Annotated in this window: 17 protein-coding genes; 16 read left to right on the top strand and 1 reads right to left on the bottom strand. The window is 40.0% G+C overall.

Annotation, left to right across the window (positions count from 1 at the left end):
- The first annotated feature begins 39 nt into the window (after positions 1-39).
- The 13 genes from DWY07_RS02890 (at position 40) to DWY07_RS02830 (ending at position 12,446) form a co-directional block, all read left to right on the top strand.
- The gene (locus DWY07_RS02890; protein ID WP_117822157.1) at positions 40-1,374 is read left to right on the top strand and encodes an MATE family efflux transporter; all 1,335 of its coding nucleotides are present in this window, start codon (positions 40-42) and stop codon (positions 1,372-1,374) included.
- A gap of 62 nt (positions 1,375-1,436) precedes the next feature.
- Positions 1,437-1,850 (top strand): EamA family transporter, encoded by a 414-nt coding sequence (locus DWY07_RS02885; protein WP_117822326.1) that lies wholly within the window; start codon positions 1,437-1,439, stop codon positions 1,848-1,850.
- A gap of 209 nt (positions 1,851-2,059) precedes the next feature.
- Positions 2,060-3,040, top strand: a complete 981-nt coding sequence (locus DWY07_RS02880) for a PD-(D/E)XK nuclease family transposase (RefSeq protein ID WP_117822156.1) — start codon at positions 2,060-2,062, stop codon at positions 3,038-3,040.
- A 284-nt stretch (positions 3,041-3,324) separates the two neighbouring features.
- Positions 3,325-4,566 (top strand): leucine-rich repeat domain-containing protein, encoded by a 1,242-nt coding sequence (locus DWY07_RS02875; protein ID WP_242997293.1) that lies wholly within the window; start codon positions 3,325-3,327, stop codon positions 4,564-4,566.
- Between the two features lie 146 nt (positions 4,567-4,712).
- The gene (locus tag DWY07_RS02870) at positions 4,713-5,519 is read left to right on the top strand and encodes a tRNA threonylcarbamoyladenosine dehydratase (protein WP_117822155.1); all 807 of its coding nucleotides are present in this window, start codon (positions 4,713-4,715) and stop codon (positions 5,517-5,519) included.
- Positions 5,482-5,661, top strand: coding sequence for a hypothetical protein (locus DWY07_RS02865; RefSeq protein ID WP_181983870.1), 180 nt, complete (start codon positions 5,482-5,484; stop codon positions 5,659-5,661). The genes DWY07_RS02870 and DWY07_RS02865 overlap by 38 nt, the downstream gene beginning before the upstream one ends.
- Positions 5,662-5,698: 37 nt before the next feature.
- Positions 5,699-6,880 carry an ABC transporter permease gene (locus DWY07_RS02860; protein WP_117822154.1) on the top strand — a complete coding sequence of 394 codons (1,182 nt, stop codon included), beginning with the start codon at positions 5,699-5,701 and terminating at the stop codon, positions 6,878-6,880.
- A gap of 2 nt (positions 6,881-6,882) precedes the next feature.
- Entirely contained in the window at positions 6,883-7,134 is a 252-nt protein-coding gene (locus DWY07_RS13155) for a hypothetical protein (protein ID WP_117822153.1), read from the top strand.
- Positions 7,086-8,159 (top strand): ABC transporter permease, encoded by a 1,074-nt coding sequence (locus tag DWY07_RS02850; RefSeq protein ID WP_147340234.1) that lies wholly within the window; start codon positions 7,086-7,088, stop codon positions 8,157-8,159. The genes DWY07_RS13155 and DWY07_RS02850 overlap by 49 nt, the downstream gene beginning before the upstream one ends.
- Before the next feature lie 2 nt (positions 8,160-8,161).
- Positions 8,162-8,827, top strand: coding sequence for an ABC transporter ATP-binding protein (locus tag DWY07_RS02845; RefSeq protein ID WP_173783785.1), 666 nt, complete (start codon positions 8,162-8,164; stop codon positions 8,825-8,827).
- A complete protein-coding gene (locus DWY07_RS02840; RefSeq protein WP_117822151.1) occupies positions 8,824-10,227 on the top strand; it encodes a hypothetical protein in 1,404 nt (467 codons plus the stop codon). The genes DWY07_RS02845 and DWY07_RS02840 overlap by 4 nt, the downstream gene beginning before the upstream one ends.
- An 82-nt stretch (positions 10,228-10,309) precedes the next feature.
- A complete protein-coding gene (locus tag DWY07_RS02835) occupies positions 10,310-11,467 on the top strand; it encodes an ATP-binding protein (protein WP_117822150.1) in 1,158 nt (385 codons plus the stop codon).
- Between the two features lie 43 nt (positions 11,468-11,510).
- Complete coding sequence (locus DWY07_RS02830; protein ID WP_117822149.1) at positions 11,511-12,446, top strand: DMT family transporter; 936 nt, start codon at positions 11,511-11,513, stop codon at positions 12,444-12,446.
- Between the two features lie 202 nt (positions 12,447-12,648).
- On the opposite strand, the gene DWY07_RS02825 is transcribed toward DWY07_RS02830, so the two are convergent.
- Positions 12,649-13,401, bottom strand: coding sequence for a putative ABC transporter permease (locus DWY07_RS02825; protein ID WP_117822148.1), 753 nt, complete (start codon positions 13,399-13,401; stop codon positions 12,649-12,651).
- A 230-nt stretch (positions 13,402-13,631) separates the two neighbouring features.
- Between DWY07_RS02825 and DWY07_RS02820 the strand changes: the two genes are divergently transcribed.
- The 3 genes from DWY07_RS02820 to pdxS all read left to right on the top strand — a co-directional run bounded on the left by DWY07_RS02820 (position 13,632) and on the right by pdxS (position 17,163).
- Positions 13,632-14,837, top strand: a complete 1,206-nt coding sequence (locus DWY07_RS02820) for a 2-hydroxyacyl-CoA dehydratase (protein WP_117822147.1) — start codon at positions 13,632-13,634, stop codon at positions 14,835-14,837.
- Between the two features lie 94 nt (positions 14,838-14,931).
- Positions 14,932-15,846: a quinolinate synthase NadA gene (gene nadA, locus DWY07_RS02815; protein ID WP_117822146.1), complete on the top strand. Its 915-nt coding sequence runs from the start codon at positions 14,932-14,934 to the stop codon at positions 15,844-15,846.
- A 441-nt stretch (positions 15,847-16,287) separates the two neighbouring features.
- A complete protein-coding gene (gene pdxS, locus DWY07_RS02810) occupies positions 16,288-17,163 on the top strand; it encodes a pyridoxal 5'-phosphate synthase lyase subunit PdxS (RefSeq protein WP_021944999.1) in 876 nt (291 codons plus the stop codon).
- Positions 17,164-17,167 lie beyond the last annotated feature (4 nt).

Raw genomic sequence — 17,167 nt, 5'->3', positions numbered from 1 at the left:
ATAACTGTGTGGCGTTTTTATGTAGAGAGGGAGAAATGTATGAACGAAGAATTTATGAAAGAACGACCGGTGCTGCCGCTGCTTTTGTCAATGGCACTTCCGATGATATTATCGATGTTGGTCAATTCTCTGTATAACATTGTGGACAGCTTTTTTGTAGCGAAGATCAGCGAGGATGCAATGACAGCTCTGTCGCTTGTTTTTCCGATCCAGAATTTTGTAAATGCGGTAGCCATCGGTTTTGGCGTGGGAATCAATGCGGTGATCGCGTTCTATCTCGGCGCAAAGGAACCGGACAAGGCAAATGCAGCAGCGTCAAAGGGTACTCTTCTTTCTGTTGTTCATGGTGTGATCATGACAGTAGTCTGTATCCTGATCATGCCGGGATTTCTGCGGATGTTCACATCGAATGAGACAGTTGTTCAGATGGGAATTCAGTATTCGATGATCGTATTTGCATTTTCTGTTATTATTTCCATTGATCTGTCATTTGAGAAGATCTATCAGGCAGTTGGAAGAATGGTTGTTACAATGGTCGGACTTGGCGGTGGATGCCTGATGAACATTGTATTAGATCCCCTATTGATCTTCGGTATCGGACCATTTCCGAAAATGGGAATCCGGGGTGCTGCACTTGCAACCGGACTTGGACAGGTGTTTACCCTGTTGATCTATCTGTTTGTCTATGTGTTCCGTCCAATATCCGTAAAGATCGGCAGACGATATCTGCATACGGAGGATTATCTGACAGGGAAGTTGTATGCGATTGGTATTCCGGCTATTCTTAATATGGCACTTCCGTCCCTGCTTACGACTGCACTGAATGCGATATTAAGCACCTATTCACAGATCTATGTTGTGATCCTTGGAATCTATTATAAATTGCAGACATTTTTATATCTTCCTGCAAACGGCATGATCCAGGGTATGCGTCCGGTAATTAGCTATAATTACGGAGCGGGAGAGCATAAGCGTGTCCGCAGCATTTATAATATTACACTTACGATCATTGGTCTGATCATGGTATTTGGAACAGTGATCTGTCTGATCTTCCCGGCTAAATTGATCGGAATGTTCTCGGATAATCAGGTAACGATCACGGAGGGCGTGACGGCACTTCGGATCATCTGTGCCGGATTTATTGTTTCTTCGGTATCCGTGACTTCATCCGGTGCATTAGAGGGACTTGGCAAGGGTACGCCATCATTGATGATCTCCCTGCTTCGCTATGTGGTTGTCATCATTCCGGCTGCATTTGTACTCAGTCGTATCTTTGGTGTTGTCGGTGTCTGGAATGCGTTCTGGGTAGCAGAACTGATAACAGCAGTTGCCGCACTTTTCATTTACCGACAGGCAGTTAAGAGAAAAAGTTAAGATTTCATAGATTGCACAGTTGCATGAAAAAGAAGATAATAAAAGAAGAAAGAAGGATTTATATGTGGTTTGTATTTGCATTGTTGTCGTCTGTATTTGCGGCATTGACATCAATTCTTGCAAAGGTAGGTATTGACGGAGTAAATTCGAATCTTGCAACAGCGATCCGAACAGCAGTTGTGCTTGTGATGTCATGGGGTATGGTGTTTCTGACACATACACAGTCCGGAATCAGCGCGATCGGGAAGAAAAGCTGGTTGTTCCTGATTTTATCAGGACTTGCAACCGGAGCATCGTGGTTGTGTTATTATAAAGCACTTCAGATGGGAAATGCATCCAAGGTAGTGCCAATCGATAAATTAAGTGTCGTTATTACATTGATTCTTGCATTTGTATTCCTGCACGAAGAATTCACGATGAAGTCGATCATTGGCTGTGTACTGATCGGACTGGGAACTTTGATGATGGTGTTATAAATAGATTAAGATAAGAGCGCAGACGGCACAGATAAGGTGTATATTTTAGTAGAAGTCCGGATATGGCAGAAATGCTGTATCCGGAATTTTTTATGGTTAAACTTGTTTTCCGTTCGGATATCCGTTACAATCAAACTTGGAGAGACGGAGGCAATATACAAAGCTAAAATATGCATGATATTCTGTTCTATCGGGAAAGGAGATGGGACATGGATAACGAAATTGTATATTCCTCCAAGGCTACTGATCAGAAAGCACAGTATGATGCCAGTGCCAAGCGCCTGCTTGGACAGAAAATCATATTGGCGCATATACTGATCAGGGTAGTAGAAGAATTTAAAAGTATGGATGCAGATACGGTTGCATCATTGATTGAAGGTGAACCGTATATCAGCCAGATTTCGGTTGAACCCGGACTAACGAACAAAGATATGGTGGATGCCAGAACCGGTGAACGGATTGTCGGGTTGAATACTGAGAATTCTGAGATTGATGAAGGAAAGATATATTTTGATATTATCTTCTATGTACGGATGCGGGATGGACTGGCGAAAATGATCATCAATCTGGAAGCACAGAAAAATGAACCGACAAAGTATCATATCTTAAATCGGGCAATCTTCTATACGGCAAGGCTGGTGTCATCCCAGAAAGAGCGGGAATTTATCGGTTCTGACTATAACGAGATCAAACAGGTATATTCGATCTGGATCTGTATGAATATGGAGAAGAACAGTCTGAGTCATATCCATATGGTGAAAGATGATCTGGTAGAGGAACAGGACTGGAAAGGCAATCTGGATATTTTAAATATCGTAATGATCGGACTGGCAAAGGAGATTCCGCCAAAGGAAGAACAATATGAACTGCATCGCTTGCTTGGAACGCTATTGTCACAGACAATGACGGCAGAACAGAAATTGAAGCTGATGAAACAGGAGTATGACATACCGGTAGATAGACACAGTATAAGGGAAGAGGTGAAGATCATGTGCAATCTGAGTGAAGGCGTAGAAGAAATGGGATATGTAAAGGGCGAAGCCGCGGGCATAGTCAAAGGTGAAATAATAGGCGAAGCACGAGGAAAATCGGAGATTATCCTGAAAATGCATAAGAAAGGCTATTCCTTAGAGCAGATCATGGATGTAACCGATATGAGCAAAGCGGAAATTAAGGCAATCATAGGATAAAGACATAAGCAGAACAGATAACATGTATATTTTAGTAGAAGTCCGGATATGGCAGAAATGTTGTATCTGGATTTTTTTGTCGAAATTTAAATAATTAAGAAATATTTTGTGAACTATTGACAGTTATTTTTTTTTTATAATGTTTATGCTTTTTTAGAGACATCAAACAAAAAGTGTCAGATACAGATAAAATTGTGTTTATTTGTACCTGGCACTGTTTCTAAAAATGGGAAAAAGCAATGTAACTTATAAAAACAAGGAGCGTAAGAGAAAAGGAGAGATGAATGAAAATGATGCAAAGGAAGATAAGAAGCCTGATCTATGCGGGCTTGGGATTGATTTTATGTGTGTTGCTGTGTGGCGGGGGCGGTATGACAGCACAGGCGGAAGAGTCAAAGACATATGGTGATTTTACATATGAAGAAGCTAAGGATGGAATTACTATTACCAAGTATAAAGGTGATAAGAAAAAGGTTGTAATCCCGGATAAGATTAATGGGACAGAGGTAATAAGTATAGGAGATTCGGCATTTTGGAATTGTAGCAGTTTAACCAGCATAACAATACCGGAGGGAGTAACGAGTATAGGTGACAGGGCATTTGATCTTTGCTTAAATCTGACCAGTATAACGTTACCAAATAGCTTAACGTGTATAGGAAGCTATGGATTTGCAACTACTGATCTAACGAGTATCACCATACCTGAAAATGTAAGAAGTATAGGATGCGATGCTTTTTTTTCATGTGATAAATTAAAAAAAGTAGTATTGCCGGAGGGGATAACAAGAATCTCCAGTAAAACATTTGCTATGTGCAGCAATTTAACCAGCATAACGATACCGGATAGTGTAACAAGTATCGGTAAGGGAGTTTTTTTTAGCTGTCCGAAATTAAAATCGGTTGTTATACCAGATAGTGTTATTGAAATTGACGTATTTAAAAAGGGTGAGAATGAGAGTGGATATTGGTGGACAGTTTTTAACCAAAATACTACAGTTATTTGCAATAAAAATTCCGCAGCATATAAATATGCAAAGGAGAATAATATACCAGTTAAATTAATGCCAAAGCCTGCTAAGAAAGGTACAATTCTTACAGTTCCTTCTAAGAAGATTAAAGTAAAGGTAACTTCATCTTCAAAGAAGAATCCAACTGTTGCTGTTATGAAGATCACAAACAAGAAAGCGAAAAAACTTACCATACCATCTACTGTAAAGGTGGGTGGTGTTACCTATAAAGTAACAGCGGTTGCGAGCCAAGCATTCAAGGGTAACAAAAATCTGACAAATATCACGATCGGAAGGGGTATAACGAAGATTGGCAATGAAGCATTCGCCGGTTGCAAGAATCTGAAAAAGATCACAGTCACAGCAGGAAATCTTACAACCATCCGTAAGAGTGCATTCAAGGGCATAAATAAGAAAGCAACCATTACTGTGAAAGGCACAAAGAAAGCAAAGACAGCTTTAAAGAAACAGCTGAAAAAGAAATCCGTCGGATACGTAAAGACGTGGAAGATTAAATAATTAGAAAATAGTTAATGTAAGCAGGATCGGTATTATATGACGTGGTATAATACCGGTCCTTTTTGCCAGAAAATCATTGACAAAGAACCTTTTCAGGCCCTATAATTTTGCCTAGCATTTTAGTAGGTTATTTAGGAGAGATAGACATGTTAACACAGTTTTCCCGGACAGAATTATTGCTTGGTAAAGAAGCAATGGACAAATTGGCAAATTCAAAAGTAGCGGTATTCGGCGTTGGAGGCGTTGGCGGATATGTATGTGAAGCATTGGCACGAAGCGGTGTCGGTTCCTTTGATCTGATCGACGATGACAAGGTATGCCTGACAAATCTGAACCGCCAGATTATTGCCACCAGAAAGTCTGTGGGGAAATATAAAACAGATGTTATGAAAGAACGGATTCTGGACATAAATCCGGATGCTAAGGTCGAAATGCACAAATGCTTTTTCCTGCCGGGAAATGCAGATGAATTTCCATTTGACTCCTATGATTATGTTGTAGATGCAGTAGATACGGTTACGGCTAAGATTGAGCTGGTGCTCCAGTCACAGAAAAAAGGAGTGCCGATCATCAGCAGTATGGGCGCAGGAAACAAGCTGGATGGCAGTATGTTTCAGGTAGCAGATATTTATAAGACAAAGGTATGTCCGCTTGCAAAGGTTATGCGTCGGGAACTTAAGAAGCGTGGCGTGAAAAAGTTAAAGGTTGTATATTCGGAAGAACAGCCGGTAAGACCACTTGAGGATATGTCGATCAGCTGCAGGACAAATTGCATCTGCCCTCCGGGAGCACAGCACAAATGTACAGAGCGGAGAGATATTCCGGGCAGTGTGGCGTTTGTACCATCTGTAGCAGGACTGATCATTGCAGGTGAAGTGGTAAAAGATTTGTGCAAAGAAGAAAGGCAGCGTGCATATGAGCATTACAATAGCGGAATTAAAGAATCGAGATAAGGACAGTTACCGGTTGATCGATATCCGGGATGCCATTGAGATCTCTCATGGGGCAGTGCCGGATGCGATTGCGGTTCCTGCGGAAGAAATAGAGACAAGCAGCGAGGTAGATAAGGACAAGTTGCTTGTTTTTGTTTTATAGTGATATGAATGAAACACAGATTACAGGAGAAGATGATATGTATAAAATTACAAAAGATAAGCTGACATTTATACTTTTTTTAGTAGGTATGAGTCTGTCCTTGAGTACAATTTTGAATGGATATCAGATTATGAGTAATTGGATTCAAAAATATGAAAGTCAGGATGGTATTTCAAAGTATAACGCTTATATTAATATCTACTCTACCACAGGAGCAACGGAATATAAATTGAATGATATAGAAGAATATCGACAAATACAGGAGATGGCGGTTCGAAGTACAAAAGCAATTCTGGAGTGTATAAGCGATGTTAGTTGTGATGCTGTAATCAGAGGAGATGAGTTTTCGATTGGCAGTTGTGAGGAAGATGCGGATGAAGTGCAGATTGCAGTGGCATATCATGGAAACTGGAACAGATTGCTTGAAAGTGGCAGATATCCAACAATGGAGGAATGGAATTCGGATAACATTTATCTTGTAGTAGGACATGGATGGAAGGATTCAGTAACAGTTTCAAAAGATGGAACGGAATGCTTGTCATTAGATGGAATTGATTGTCAGGTGACTGGGTATCTGGAATCATTTGGAAATGATTCAGATAAAATGATTATTGCGTTTGGCTCGTTAGAAAACTGGACATCGGAATCAGATGTATTTTTGAACCGGATAGCCGATGGAATGACCTATACTTCATCTTCTTATCCGGGAATGACAATCCAGCTTATGGATAAGAGTGTTCCGGTTGCAGAGCAGGCTGATGAATTGATAGAGATATTTGGACAATCAGATAATTATTATGCACAGCTGCTGGATCATTATGAGAGTCAGACAGATGTGTATATCGTTTATAAATTAAAAGCAGCTATTCTGATATTACTGTACATAGTGGGTATTATAAATTGCATAATGATTGCAAGAGTATGGTATGCACGACAGAAAAGAGATTTTGCAATCATGAAAACGGTTGGAATAACAGATAGACGAATCATAGAGTGGCAGTTGGTACGAATCGGGATATTAATGGGAATTTCTATTATTGTTGCAGGATGTTTACAGATTTTCTATTGTCTTGCAATGGAAAAGAAGATGACGTTTGTCTGGAATACATATATTTTGTGGTATTTTATATTTATGATTGGTATTTTGTTGCTGGTATTACTTTTTCCAATCTGCAAGCTGTTAAGACAGCTGGTGCCTGCAAAGGAGGTTAGGGATTAAGTATGAGAAAACGAAATATAATACGATTAGCAGCAGATAATGTTATGTCTCATGTTTTACAACTGGGTGGTAATATTGTGTTGGCAATGGTGTTATTGCTTTTGATTGCTGTGCTGATCAGTGTTTATAGTATGTCAACCAATATCAGACATTCTTTGCAAGAATCAGGAATCAGGAATATAGATACCTTGTGTGAAATCCGTTTTTGGATGAACTGGATAGTGAATTACAGTCTGACCCGGCACTGGATATAATAAAATCAGTGGATGGAGTGGAAGCTGTAACCTGTGCGTGGCAAACAGGATATATAAATACCGATCCGGCATTGGAGAAATTGAAAAATATTCAGACAGGCCATAGTTTTCAGGCAATCGATGATGAAGATGGAAAAGATGGCTTATATTATATTGAAATAGATGCAACCATTCAGAATATATGGAAGATGAAATTAGACGAAGGAATCCTAATCGAAGAATTAAAACCGATGGAAGATGGCATGTATTTATATCTGGGATCTGCATATAAGGACAAGATAGAAGTTGGAACAAAATATATTGGCGAAGTGGGGGATCAGTCATATACATATGTAGTTGCCGGGATATTAGAAAAGGGACAAAGTTTTCCGGTTTCACAAATGGAAATGCTGGATTTTTCAGATGTTACAGGAACAATTCCGTTGGATTATGAAGTGTTAGCCTGCCCGGGAGAGATATTTTGTAATAATTCGGATTTCTATTTTTCTATAAAACAAGGACACTCTTATGTAAAGATAAAGAGAAGTCTTATGCAAAAGCTGGCAAAGGCTGGATATAAAGATATAAAAGTGATTGATATTGGTAAAGCAATAGAAAATGGAGAAGAAATGAGTCGGAAGATTAATTATAATATTATTCAGATGTTAATTCTGGTGGGACTCACATTTTGTATTGTACTTTTATGTATACAGATACTTGATTTTTTGCGGAGACGAAGAGAGTATGGAATTATGCTGACGGCGGGATTTTCAATGAAAAATATAACCTGGATGATCCTATGGGAGAATATTCTTAAGTTTCTTCTAGCCTATGGCTGTTCATTATTTCTTGTATGGTGGTTGTTTATTCATATAATAGAGCCTGATCAGTTAATGGTATTTTCTTACAGAAGTATATACTGGAAGCGAGTGGTTCCTATCCTTGGAGAGATAAGCATACTATTTGTTGCATTATCAACAATTTGCCCGGTATTTATGATTTATAAGTGTTCACCGATTGATTTGTTAGGAAAAGAAGGAGAATAGTGATGATAAAACTTCGAAATGTTACAAAAATATATGAGCATCGGGAGCTTCCGGCGCTTAAGGATGTATCACTGGATGTCCAGGATGGGGAATACATATCGATCATGGGACAATCCGGATCAGGGAAAAGTACATTATTAAATATTATTGGGACTATGGATTATCTGACAAGCGGTGAATACTATTATAATGATATTGCTGTTCATGAGATGAAAGGAGATAAGCTTCACGAATTTCGTCGTAAACATGTGGGATTTGTATTTCAGAATTATGCTTTAATGAAATCTTATACGGTATTTGAAAATGTAGAACTGCCATTACTGGCAGGCAGATATTCCGGTAGGGAAAGAAAAAAACTGGTGAATGAAATGTTAGAATTTACAGGAATCAGGGATTTAGCAGACAAAAAGGTAACCAGGATTTCAGGTGGGGAACAGCAGCGTTGTGCGATTGCAAGATTGATGGTGGCAGGGGGAGATTTGATCCTTGCAGATGAACCGACAGGCGCATTAGATCATGAAATGGGAATCGCGATTATGGAGTTGTTAGAAATGTTGAATAAACGAGGAAAGACATTGATTGTGATAACACATGATCAAGAGATAGGAAGTCGGGCGGATCGTGTGATACGTCTTGCAGATGGACAAATATTGGAGGAAGCAAAGTGAGAAATAATTTGGGGAAAGTCACGCTTATGATATCTATATTATTGTGCTTTGGGGGATTAACTGCTTGTGAAAGTGCAAAAGAGAAGAATATATCATATGTAGGGGATGCGGCAAATAGTTTGCATATTCCGGATAGTTATATGGAAGAATGGAAAGTAAATAAGAATACAGTTAAGCTTGCGGTAGAGGGTGTTGAATATATACCAGATTCTGATTTTAGAATATATGAATATAAGCAGATTCCGAATGCTGCAAAACAAAAACAGGAGATTGTTGAAGCTGTGTTTGAGGAAGAGAAAGGAATTTTTGAGAACCGTTTGGAAAATGATTATAAGAATCTGTGCAGAGAGGATCTGGAAACCATACATATATATCAGGAGAAAATTCGAGAATATTATTTGGATCAGGGACAAACATCACAGGCAGTTTCCTGCGATCAAGAAATAGAAAATATTATTGCCTGTGAGGCAGGTGCATCAGATAAACGAGCATTGATACAGAATTATGAGGGACAGAAATATGTTGGATATATCGGAGATAATTTATTCCTTTTGACATTTAAAGAAGAAAATGATTGTATTACAGGAATTACACTGGAGAATTATCTGGGAACTGCGGGTTTATATACATATTACGGAATGAAGACGGATGATACGATCACATTGGAAAATCATCTGGGAGATGTAACAGAATGTATTGTTGACTTAGAGAATACAGTGGAAAACAGATGTGCAAAAGATATGGATTGTGCGCGTGATGAAGCCTTGTTGTTTTTGGAAGCATGTGGAATTACGGATGTAGAGATTTTAGAAGAAGGACCGCTTGGTTATAGTACGTTTGAAAGTGCAAGACCAATTGATTTTAATGGCTATTGTTTTCAGTTTACCAGAGCTGCAGGCAATAGAGGGGCATATATAGCTGAAACGGAGTTGTTTGCGCCATATCCGTTCTGCACATCTGAATTATTTACTGTTTGTGTTGACGATAATGGTGTGATGAATGCGGAACTTTATATTGCAGGGGTGCAGGCAGGAGAAAAAGCAGTAACATTAATGGATTTTGAAGATATAGAACCGAAATTCGCAGAACAATATGAGGCATTTTATGCAGCATATCCAGGAATTGATAAACCAGCGGCATTTAATTTTATGGAGCTTGATTATATGCTTGTGGAGGGGGAAAAATTAGGGACGTTTGAGTACAAACCTGTTTGGCTCGTGGCGTATTATGAGGATTTGGATACCTGTTATACATATGATTATTTTTATCTTCCTGATTCGCTGCTGGTAATTGACGCTGAAACAGGAGAATATATTGACTATCTAAAACAGAGCTGTTTTCGTTTATATTCTTCAAGAGTAGCTGTTTTCCATAATTGCATTGACAAAGTAACTTTTTAGGTCATATAATTGCTTGGTATTTTAGTGTAGGTAAATATATATGAAAGATTATTGGTGCACTAGGAAGAAAGGCAGCGTGCATATGAGCATTACAATAGCGGAATTAAAGAATCGAGATAAAGACAGTTACCAGTTGATTGACATCCGGGATGCCATTGAGATTTCTCATGGGGCAGTGCCGGATGCGATTGCGGTTCCTGCGGAAGAAATAGAGACAAGCAGCGAGGTGGATAAGGACAAGCTGCTTGTTATTTTCTGTGCGAGAGGCGTAGTCAGCATCGACGTAGCGGAGCATTTGAAAGAAAAAGTATATCAGGCGGAGAGTCTGGAAGGCGGTTATGCTGCATGGCTGCTTGATGTCATGAGCAAGCCGGAGGAGCAGAACAAGGCGAAGGATGTTGAGCTGAGCCTGCGTAAGAAATTCAAGAAAAGCATTTGGTCAAAGTTCACCAAGGCGATCAACACATATGAGCTGGTGAAGCCGGGAGATAAGATCGCGGTCTGCATTTCCGGTGGTAAGGATTCTATGCTGATGGCGAAATGTTTTCAGGAATTGAAGTTGCATAACAAATTTGAATTTGAAGTTAAGTTTCTGGTTATGGATCCCGGTTACAGTGAGGCGAACCGGAAGGTTATAGAAGAAAATGCAAAAAGTCTGAATATCCCGATTACGATATTTGAATCGGATATATTTGAATCTGTGTTTACGGTTGAGAAGTCGCCATGTTATCTGTGTGCACGAATGAGACGAGGACATCTGTATCATTTTGCACAGGAGCTTGGCTGTAATAAGATTGCACTTGGTCATCACTATGATGATGTAATTGAAACCATATTGATGGGTATGCTGTATGGTGCACAGGTACAGACGATGATGCCGAAGCTTCACAGCACGAATTTTGAAGGGATGGAACTGATCCGACCGTTATATCTGGTGCGTGAGGATGATATCAAGGCATGGAGGGACTATAATGGTCTGCATTTTATCCAGTGTGCATGTAAATTCACGGACACCTGTACGACTTGTAATAACGAGAATCGTTCGAAACGTGTTGAGATCAAGGAACTGATTCAGACTTTGAAGCAGGTAAATCCTTATGTGGAAGGGAATATTTTCAAGAGTGTGGAAAATGTAAATCTGGACACGGTTGTTGCATGGAAGCAGCACGGAGAGAAGCATCATTTTCTGGATGCGTATGACAGGAAAAATATCTGTACAGAAAATGATTCAAAGGAATAATGTAACGATTTGACAATAAACAAGATAGGAAGAGGGAATACAAATGAAAAGCAGACAAATCAGAAATTCACTCCTGTTAGTTCTTACGGCATTTATCTGGGGAACCGCCTTTGTGGCACAGAGCAAGGGCGGACAGGCACTAGGACCATTTTCTTTTAATTGTATACGAAGTCTGGTTGGAAGTGTAGTGCTGCTTCCGGTGATCAGGTTGCTTGATAAAATTAATCCAAATAATAAAAAGCCAAAGACAGCCGCAGAACGGAGAAAGTTATGGATCGGTGGACTGTGTTGCGGAATGGCATTGTTTTTTGCAAGCTCGGCACAGCAGCTTGGTCTGTATTATGGTACTCCGGCAGGAAAGGCCGGTTTCCTGACAGCCTGCTATATTCTGCTGGTTCCGATTCTTGGTTTGTTTTTAAAGAAAAAATGTGGTTGGAATATCTGGCTTGGAATGGTGATCACGATCGTTGGACTTTATCTCTTATGTATGACAGCGGGTTCGTTATCATTTCAGAACAGTGATCTCTTTGTATTGCTCTGTGCATTTTTGTTTGCTATACATATTCTGGTGATCGATCATTTTTCACCATTGGTTGATGGTGTACGGATGTCCTGTATCCAGTTCCTGGTTGCCGGGGTACTCAGTGCATTCCCGATGTTCTTTTCAGAGATGGGACATTCGGCAGCAGGGATAGCAGCATGGCTTCCACAGTTACAGTCATGGGATGCATGGGTTGCAATTCTGTATGCCGGTGTGATGTCGAGCGGTGTTGCTTATACCCTGCAGATTATTGCACAGAATGGACTGAATCCGACGCTGGCATCTATGATCATGAGTCTGGAATCTGTATTTTCAGTACTTGCCGGCTGGGTGATCCTTGGTGAGGTGTTGACCGCCCGCCAGCTCCTTGGCTGCCTGTTGATCTTTATTGCGATTATCTTCGCACAGATTCCTGTGGGGGCGAAGAAAGAAGCATAAAACAATTTTAGTAGCATTAAAAATATGCGCGCCGGCTTATCACTATATTTTATGGAGCAGACCTATTTGAACGTCGGTCCTTAACGAGTCACCAATAGGTGACGAGTTTAGTACCGCTACGTGAAAATAGAACGAGAGTGTTCTGCGCAATAAAGATATAGTGATAAGCCAGCGCGCATATTTTTTAGATAAAATCAATATATTATTTCTTCTTCTTTTCTTTCAGAATCTTCTTAATAGAATATTTCTCTAATGAATCCTCAAATATCTCACGGAGCGGTCGTGCATTTTTCATAGCAAGGAAGAAATGTGATTTTTCCTTACGGAGCTCAGCTTCCTCTAACAGATGCTGTTTGAGTTCGTCAATCTTAACGACGATTTCATATTCGGCAGCCAGCTTACGTATCTTAACGATAAGGTTGAAGGAGTAAACGATATCAATCAGGAACACGCCGTAGAAGAATCCGATAAAGAATGAAAATGCAAGGTTTCTGGATAACCAGTCAAGTGCTGATAAAACATGTGGATGAATCAGCAGGTAGTAGATCGCGCCGAGAACTGCCCAGAAGAATGAAAACAGTGGACAGATGATTCCCTGAATATTGCCCCATCGTTCTGTGTAGTCCCAGAGTTTTACATTCATTCCCTTAATGAAGATCAATCCGGTGATGTATTCGATCACGGTCATAGCGATCGCCATAAATACAAATAAAACAATCTTCTCAATGATTGGATGTTCATCCAGAAATGACAGGTTAATAGATGCTAACATATACAAGACGCATAGTCCTGATCCATATAGCGGAAGGTAAGGACCGACCAGAAAGCCGGGATTTACCCATTTCTTTGTTGTTCGACCATTTGGAGAACAGAATCTGCGGAAGAACAATTCAATCACCCATCCGATCAGACTTCCGATAAAAAATAAAAACAATAATACAAGAGCTTTATTCATAATATTTCAACCTTTCTGATTTATATTTTTCCATAGAATTATGGCTCTTTTTTTCATTGATACAAATTGTGACATATCGCGGTCATAAAGTCAATAAATTAAATGCTTTCTCAAGTTGTTTGTATTGAAAAAGTATGGCAAAATGTGGTACTCTCAGATCAGGTATATGAGGCATTGCAGATAGTGAGAAAGCATATATCTGCATTTTAGAAAATGAGGGATAGGGAGATATGTATAAGATCAGAGAAAATGCGGATCGGGAGAAATGTATTCTGTTGATTCCAGCAATGTTAGATGCACATTTTCCATTGTTAAAATATGCGTTTTATTCAAAAAATTATCATCCGGTGATTTTAAAAAATGAAAAGGATATAACGGATATTGGATTAAAATATGTCAATAACGATATGTGTTATCCGATCATCTTAAATGCAGGACAGATGATAGCAGCTCTTCAATCAGGGAAATATGATCTGAACCGTACAAAATTATTAATGCCGACTGCCGGAGATGCATGTCGTGGTTCAAATTATCTGCATGTGTTAAAGGCGGCTGTTCGGAAAGCAGGATTTCCGCAAGCTCAGGTATTGTCGTTAAACATTCAGGGATTGGAGAAGGGGGAGCAGATGAAGCTGGAACCTGATATGGTCTGGCGTGCGTTATTTGGATTGTTTTATGGTGATATTCTGATGCTTTTACTAAATCAGGTCAGACCAAATGAAGTGCATAAAGGTGAGGCACAAAAGAAATGGAAGAAATGGGTCAGGATTCTTGCATGCGATCTTCGGGAAGGAAAACATCTGACAATTTCAAGAATGAAACAGAATTTTATAAGGATTGCGGCGGATTTTTCAAAAATTGAACTGGTGAAGCCAAGAAAGCAACGAATAGGGATCGTCGGAGAGATTTATATAAAGTATTGTCATTTGGGAAACTGGGATATGATCCGTTTTCTCGAAAAGAATAATTGCGAATCCCATACAAATGGATTATCCTGGTACGCGATGTATTATATAGATTCGCATTTATCGGATGTAAGCAAAATAGAACAGGTGGCTTATCGTATTGGGTTAAAACTGTTCGGAAGTCTTCAGAGATCCATGATTGCAGCAATGCGGCAGTATGGATTTTATTCGATGGAAGAATTTCAAATAATGAAAAAAGAGGCTGATGGTTATGTAAACTGGACATATAGAACCGGTGATGGCTGGCTGATCGGTGCAGAGATGGTAGGACATATTCTGCATGACTGCAAAAAGGTATTGGCAGTTCAACCGTTTGGATGTATGCCAAATCATATCTGTGGGAGGGGATTGTATCCTTCCATTCAGCAAAAGCTTCCGGAAGGGCGTATTGTGAGTGCTGATGTAGATTCCGGTTCTTCAAAGTTGAATGTTTATAACCGTGCCAGAATGTTGGTGGATATGCATATTTAACAGAATAGATGGTAATCTTTCTCAATATGCGGTATACTTACTGTACATTGCATAACAGAAAATGAAAACATAACAGACAAAGGAGAAAATTGTCATGAATATAAAAGAGATGCAGGATGAAATAATGAGAATAAAGAAGGAAAAGGATATTTGCATCCTTGCACATGCCTACCAGAGCCACGATATCTGGGAAGTGGCTGACTATGTAGGAGATTCCTTCGGTCTTGCACAGAGAGCAGCAGAAGCACCTCAAAAGACTATGATCATGTGTGGCGTGCGTTTTATGGCAGAGACTGTAAAACTGTTATCACCGGAAAAGACCGTATATCTGCCGGAGCCGGATGCCGGATGCCCGATGGCAGACCAGATCGACTATGATCTGCTGGCAGCACTTCGAGAGAAGAATCCGGGTTATACAGTTGTAGCATATGTGAATACTACAACGGAAGTAAAGACATTAAGTGATGTCTGTGTTACTTCTTCTTCCGCAGTAAAGATCGTGAAGAATATGCCGGAAAAGGATATCTTATTTATTCCTGACTGTAATCTCGGTTCATGGGTAAAGAAGCAGGTACCGGAAAAGAATATTAAGCTGGTATCGGGCGGCTGTCCGACACATGTCAGAGTAACCGTAAAAGATGTAGAGAAAGCAAAAGCAGCTCATCCAAATGCATTACTTCTGGTACATCCAGAATGTTTAAAGGAAGTAACGGAGCTTGCAGACTATGCCGGAAGTACAACCGGTATTATGGATTATGCAGCAAAGAGTGATGCAAAGGAATTCATCATCGGTACGGAGAACAGTATTGTGTCACACCTTCAGCTTGCACACCCGGAGAAGCGTTTCTATGCATTGTCTAAGGATTGTGTATGCCACAACATGAAGATGACGACACTTGGTGATGTCTATAACTGCGTGGTAAATGGTGAGGGCGAGAGTATTACCCTTACAGAGGAGACAATGCAGAAAGCCAGAAAGAGCATCGATGCGATGCTGCGCCTTGGCTAGAAGCCGGACGATCACTGTATTTCATATAAACAGAAATAGCAGGAAAAAATGCGAAACTTACTTTGCTTCGATTGGTTTTTATATGCGCGGGATTTCGGACACGATAAAATCGTTGTGTCCTCCATCCCGGCACAAAACCATCGAAACGCAGGTGTTTTCGCAACATTTTCCTGCTATTTTGTTTATTATACAATATGGTGATCTGCCCGAGAGGTCAGTTTACATAATCTGATATCTGGTATTTGCATATGTGACATATTGATACGGCCAGTTTGGATATAAGAAAAAGTTTGAAATTGAATATTTCAATATGGTCAGATAATTTTATAATAAATCCTAGCAGGTTTGTAGTGAATCTGTTCGTGATTTTGAGTAGTGATATTCAAGGATGAATATGTTACAGATAAATACACACATCAAATGAAAAAAGGAGTTACGATTATGGCAAACAGACAGTATGAATTAAACAAAGAATTGGCACAGATGTTAAAGGGTGGCGTTATCATGGATGTAACAACACCGGAGCAGGCAAAGATCGCAGAGGCAGCAGGTGCTTGTGCAGTTATGGCACTGGAGCGTATTCCGGCAGATATCAGAGCAGCAGGCGGTGTATCAAGAATGAGTGATCCTAAGATGATCAAAGGTATTCAGGATGCAGTATCTATCCCTGTTATGGCAAAGTGCCGTATCGGACATTTTGTAGAAGCTCAGCTTCTTGAAGCAATCGAGATCGATTACATTGATGAGAGTGAAGTTCTTTCACCTGCTGATGATGTATATCACATCGACAAGACAAAGTTCAAAGTACCATTTGTATGTGGTGCTAAGGATCTCGGCGAGGCACTTCGTAGAATCAATGAAGGTGCATCCATGATCCGTACAAAGGGTGAACCCGGTACAGGTGATGTTGTTCAGGCTGTAAGACATATGAGAATGATGAACAGCGAGATCGCACGTATTTCTTCTATGCGTGAAGATGAATTATATGATGCAGCAAAGGTTCTTCAGGTTCCATATGACCTTGTATTATATGTACATGAGCACAAGCGCCTTCCGGTTGTAAACTTCGCAGCAGGCGGTGTTGCTACACCGGCAGACGCAGCTCTTATGATGCAGCTTGGTGCTGAAGGCGTATTCGTTGGATCCGGTATCTTCAAGTCAGGAAATCCGGAGAAGCGTGCAAATGCCATCGTTAAGGCTGTTACAAACTTCACAGATGCAAAACTGATCGCTGAATTATCAGAGGATCTTGGTGAAGCTATGGTTGGTATCAATGAGAGCGAGATCGAACTCCTTATGGCTGAGCGTGGTAAGTAAAATA

It is taken from the genome of Clostridium sp. AF23-6LB (assembly GCF_003461085.1).
Taxonomy (GTDB): Bacteria; Bacillota; Clostridia; order Lachnospirales; family Lachnospiraceae; genus Coprococcus; species Coprococcus ammoniilyticus.
Note: the sequence above shows the minus strand (reverse complement) of the source record. Positions and strands in the feature narration are given on the sequence as shown.

Coding starts and splice junctions, on each gene's coding strand:
- DWY07_RS02845 (WP_173783785.1), top strand. CDS start 8,162: ATGATAAAACTTCGAAATGTTACAAAAATATATGAGCATCGGGAGCTT.
- DWY07_RS02860 (WP_117822154.1), top strand. CDS start 5,699: ATGTATAAAATTACAAAAGATAAGCTGACATTTATACTTTTTTTAGTA.
- DWY07_RS02880 (WP_117822156.1), top strand. CDS start 2,060: ATGGATAACGAAATTGTATATTCCTCCAAGGCTACTGATCAGAAAGCA.
- DWY07_RS02835 (WP_117822150.1), top strand. CDS start 10,310: ATGAGCATTACAATAGCGGAATTAAAGAATCGAGATAAAGACAGTTAC.
- DWY07_RS02890 (WP_117822157.1), top strand. CDS start 40: ATGAACGAAGAATTTATGAAAGAACGACCGGTGCTGCCGCTGCTTTTG.
- DWY07_RS02885 (WP_117822326.1), top strand. CDS start 1,437: ATGTGGTTTGTATTTGCATTGTTGTCGTCTGTATTTGCGGCATTGACA.
- DWY07_RS02870 (WP_117822155.1), top strand. CDS start 4,713: ATGTTAACACAGTTTTCCCGGACAGAATTATTGCTTGGTAAAGAAGCA.
- DWY07_RS02825 (WP_117822148.1), bottom strand. CDS start 13,401: ATGAATAAAGCTCTTGTATTATTGTTTTTATTTTTTATCGGAAGTCTG.
- DWY07_RS02875 (WP_242997293.1), top strand. CDS start 3,325: ATGAAAATGATGCAAAGGAAGATAAGAAGCCTGATCTATGCGGGCTTG.
- DWY07_RS13155 (WP_117822153.1), top strand. CDS start 6,883: ATGAGAAAACGAAATATAATACGATTAGCAGCAGATAATGTTATGTCT.
- pdxS (WP_021944999.1), top strand. CDS start 16,288: ATGGCAAACAGACAGTATGAATTAAACAAAGAATTGGCACAGATGTTA.
- DWY07_RS02830 (WP_117822149.1), top strand. CDS start 11,511: ATGAAAAGCAGACAAATCAGAAATTCACTCCTGTTAGTTCTTACGGCA.
- DWY07_RS02865 (WP_181983870.1), top strand. CDS start 5,482: ATGAGCATTACAATAGCGGAATTAAAGAATCGAGATAAGGACAGTTAC.
- nadA (WP_117822146.1), top strand. CDS start 14,932: ATGAATATAAAAGAGATGCAGGATGAAATAATGAGAATAAAGAAGGAA.
- DWY07_RS02820 (WP_117822147.1), top strand. CDS start 13,632: ATGTATAAGATCAGAGAAAATGCGGATCGGGAGAAATGTATTCTGTTG.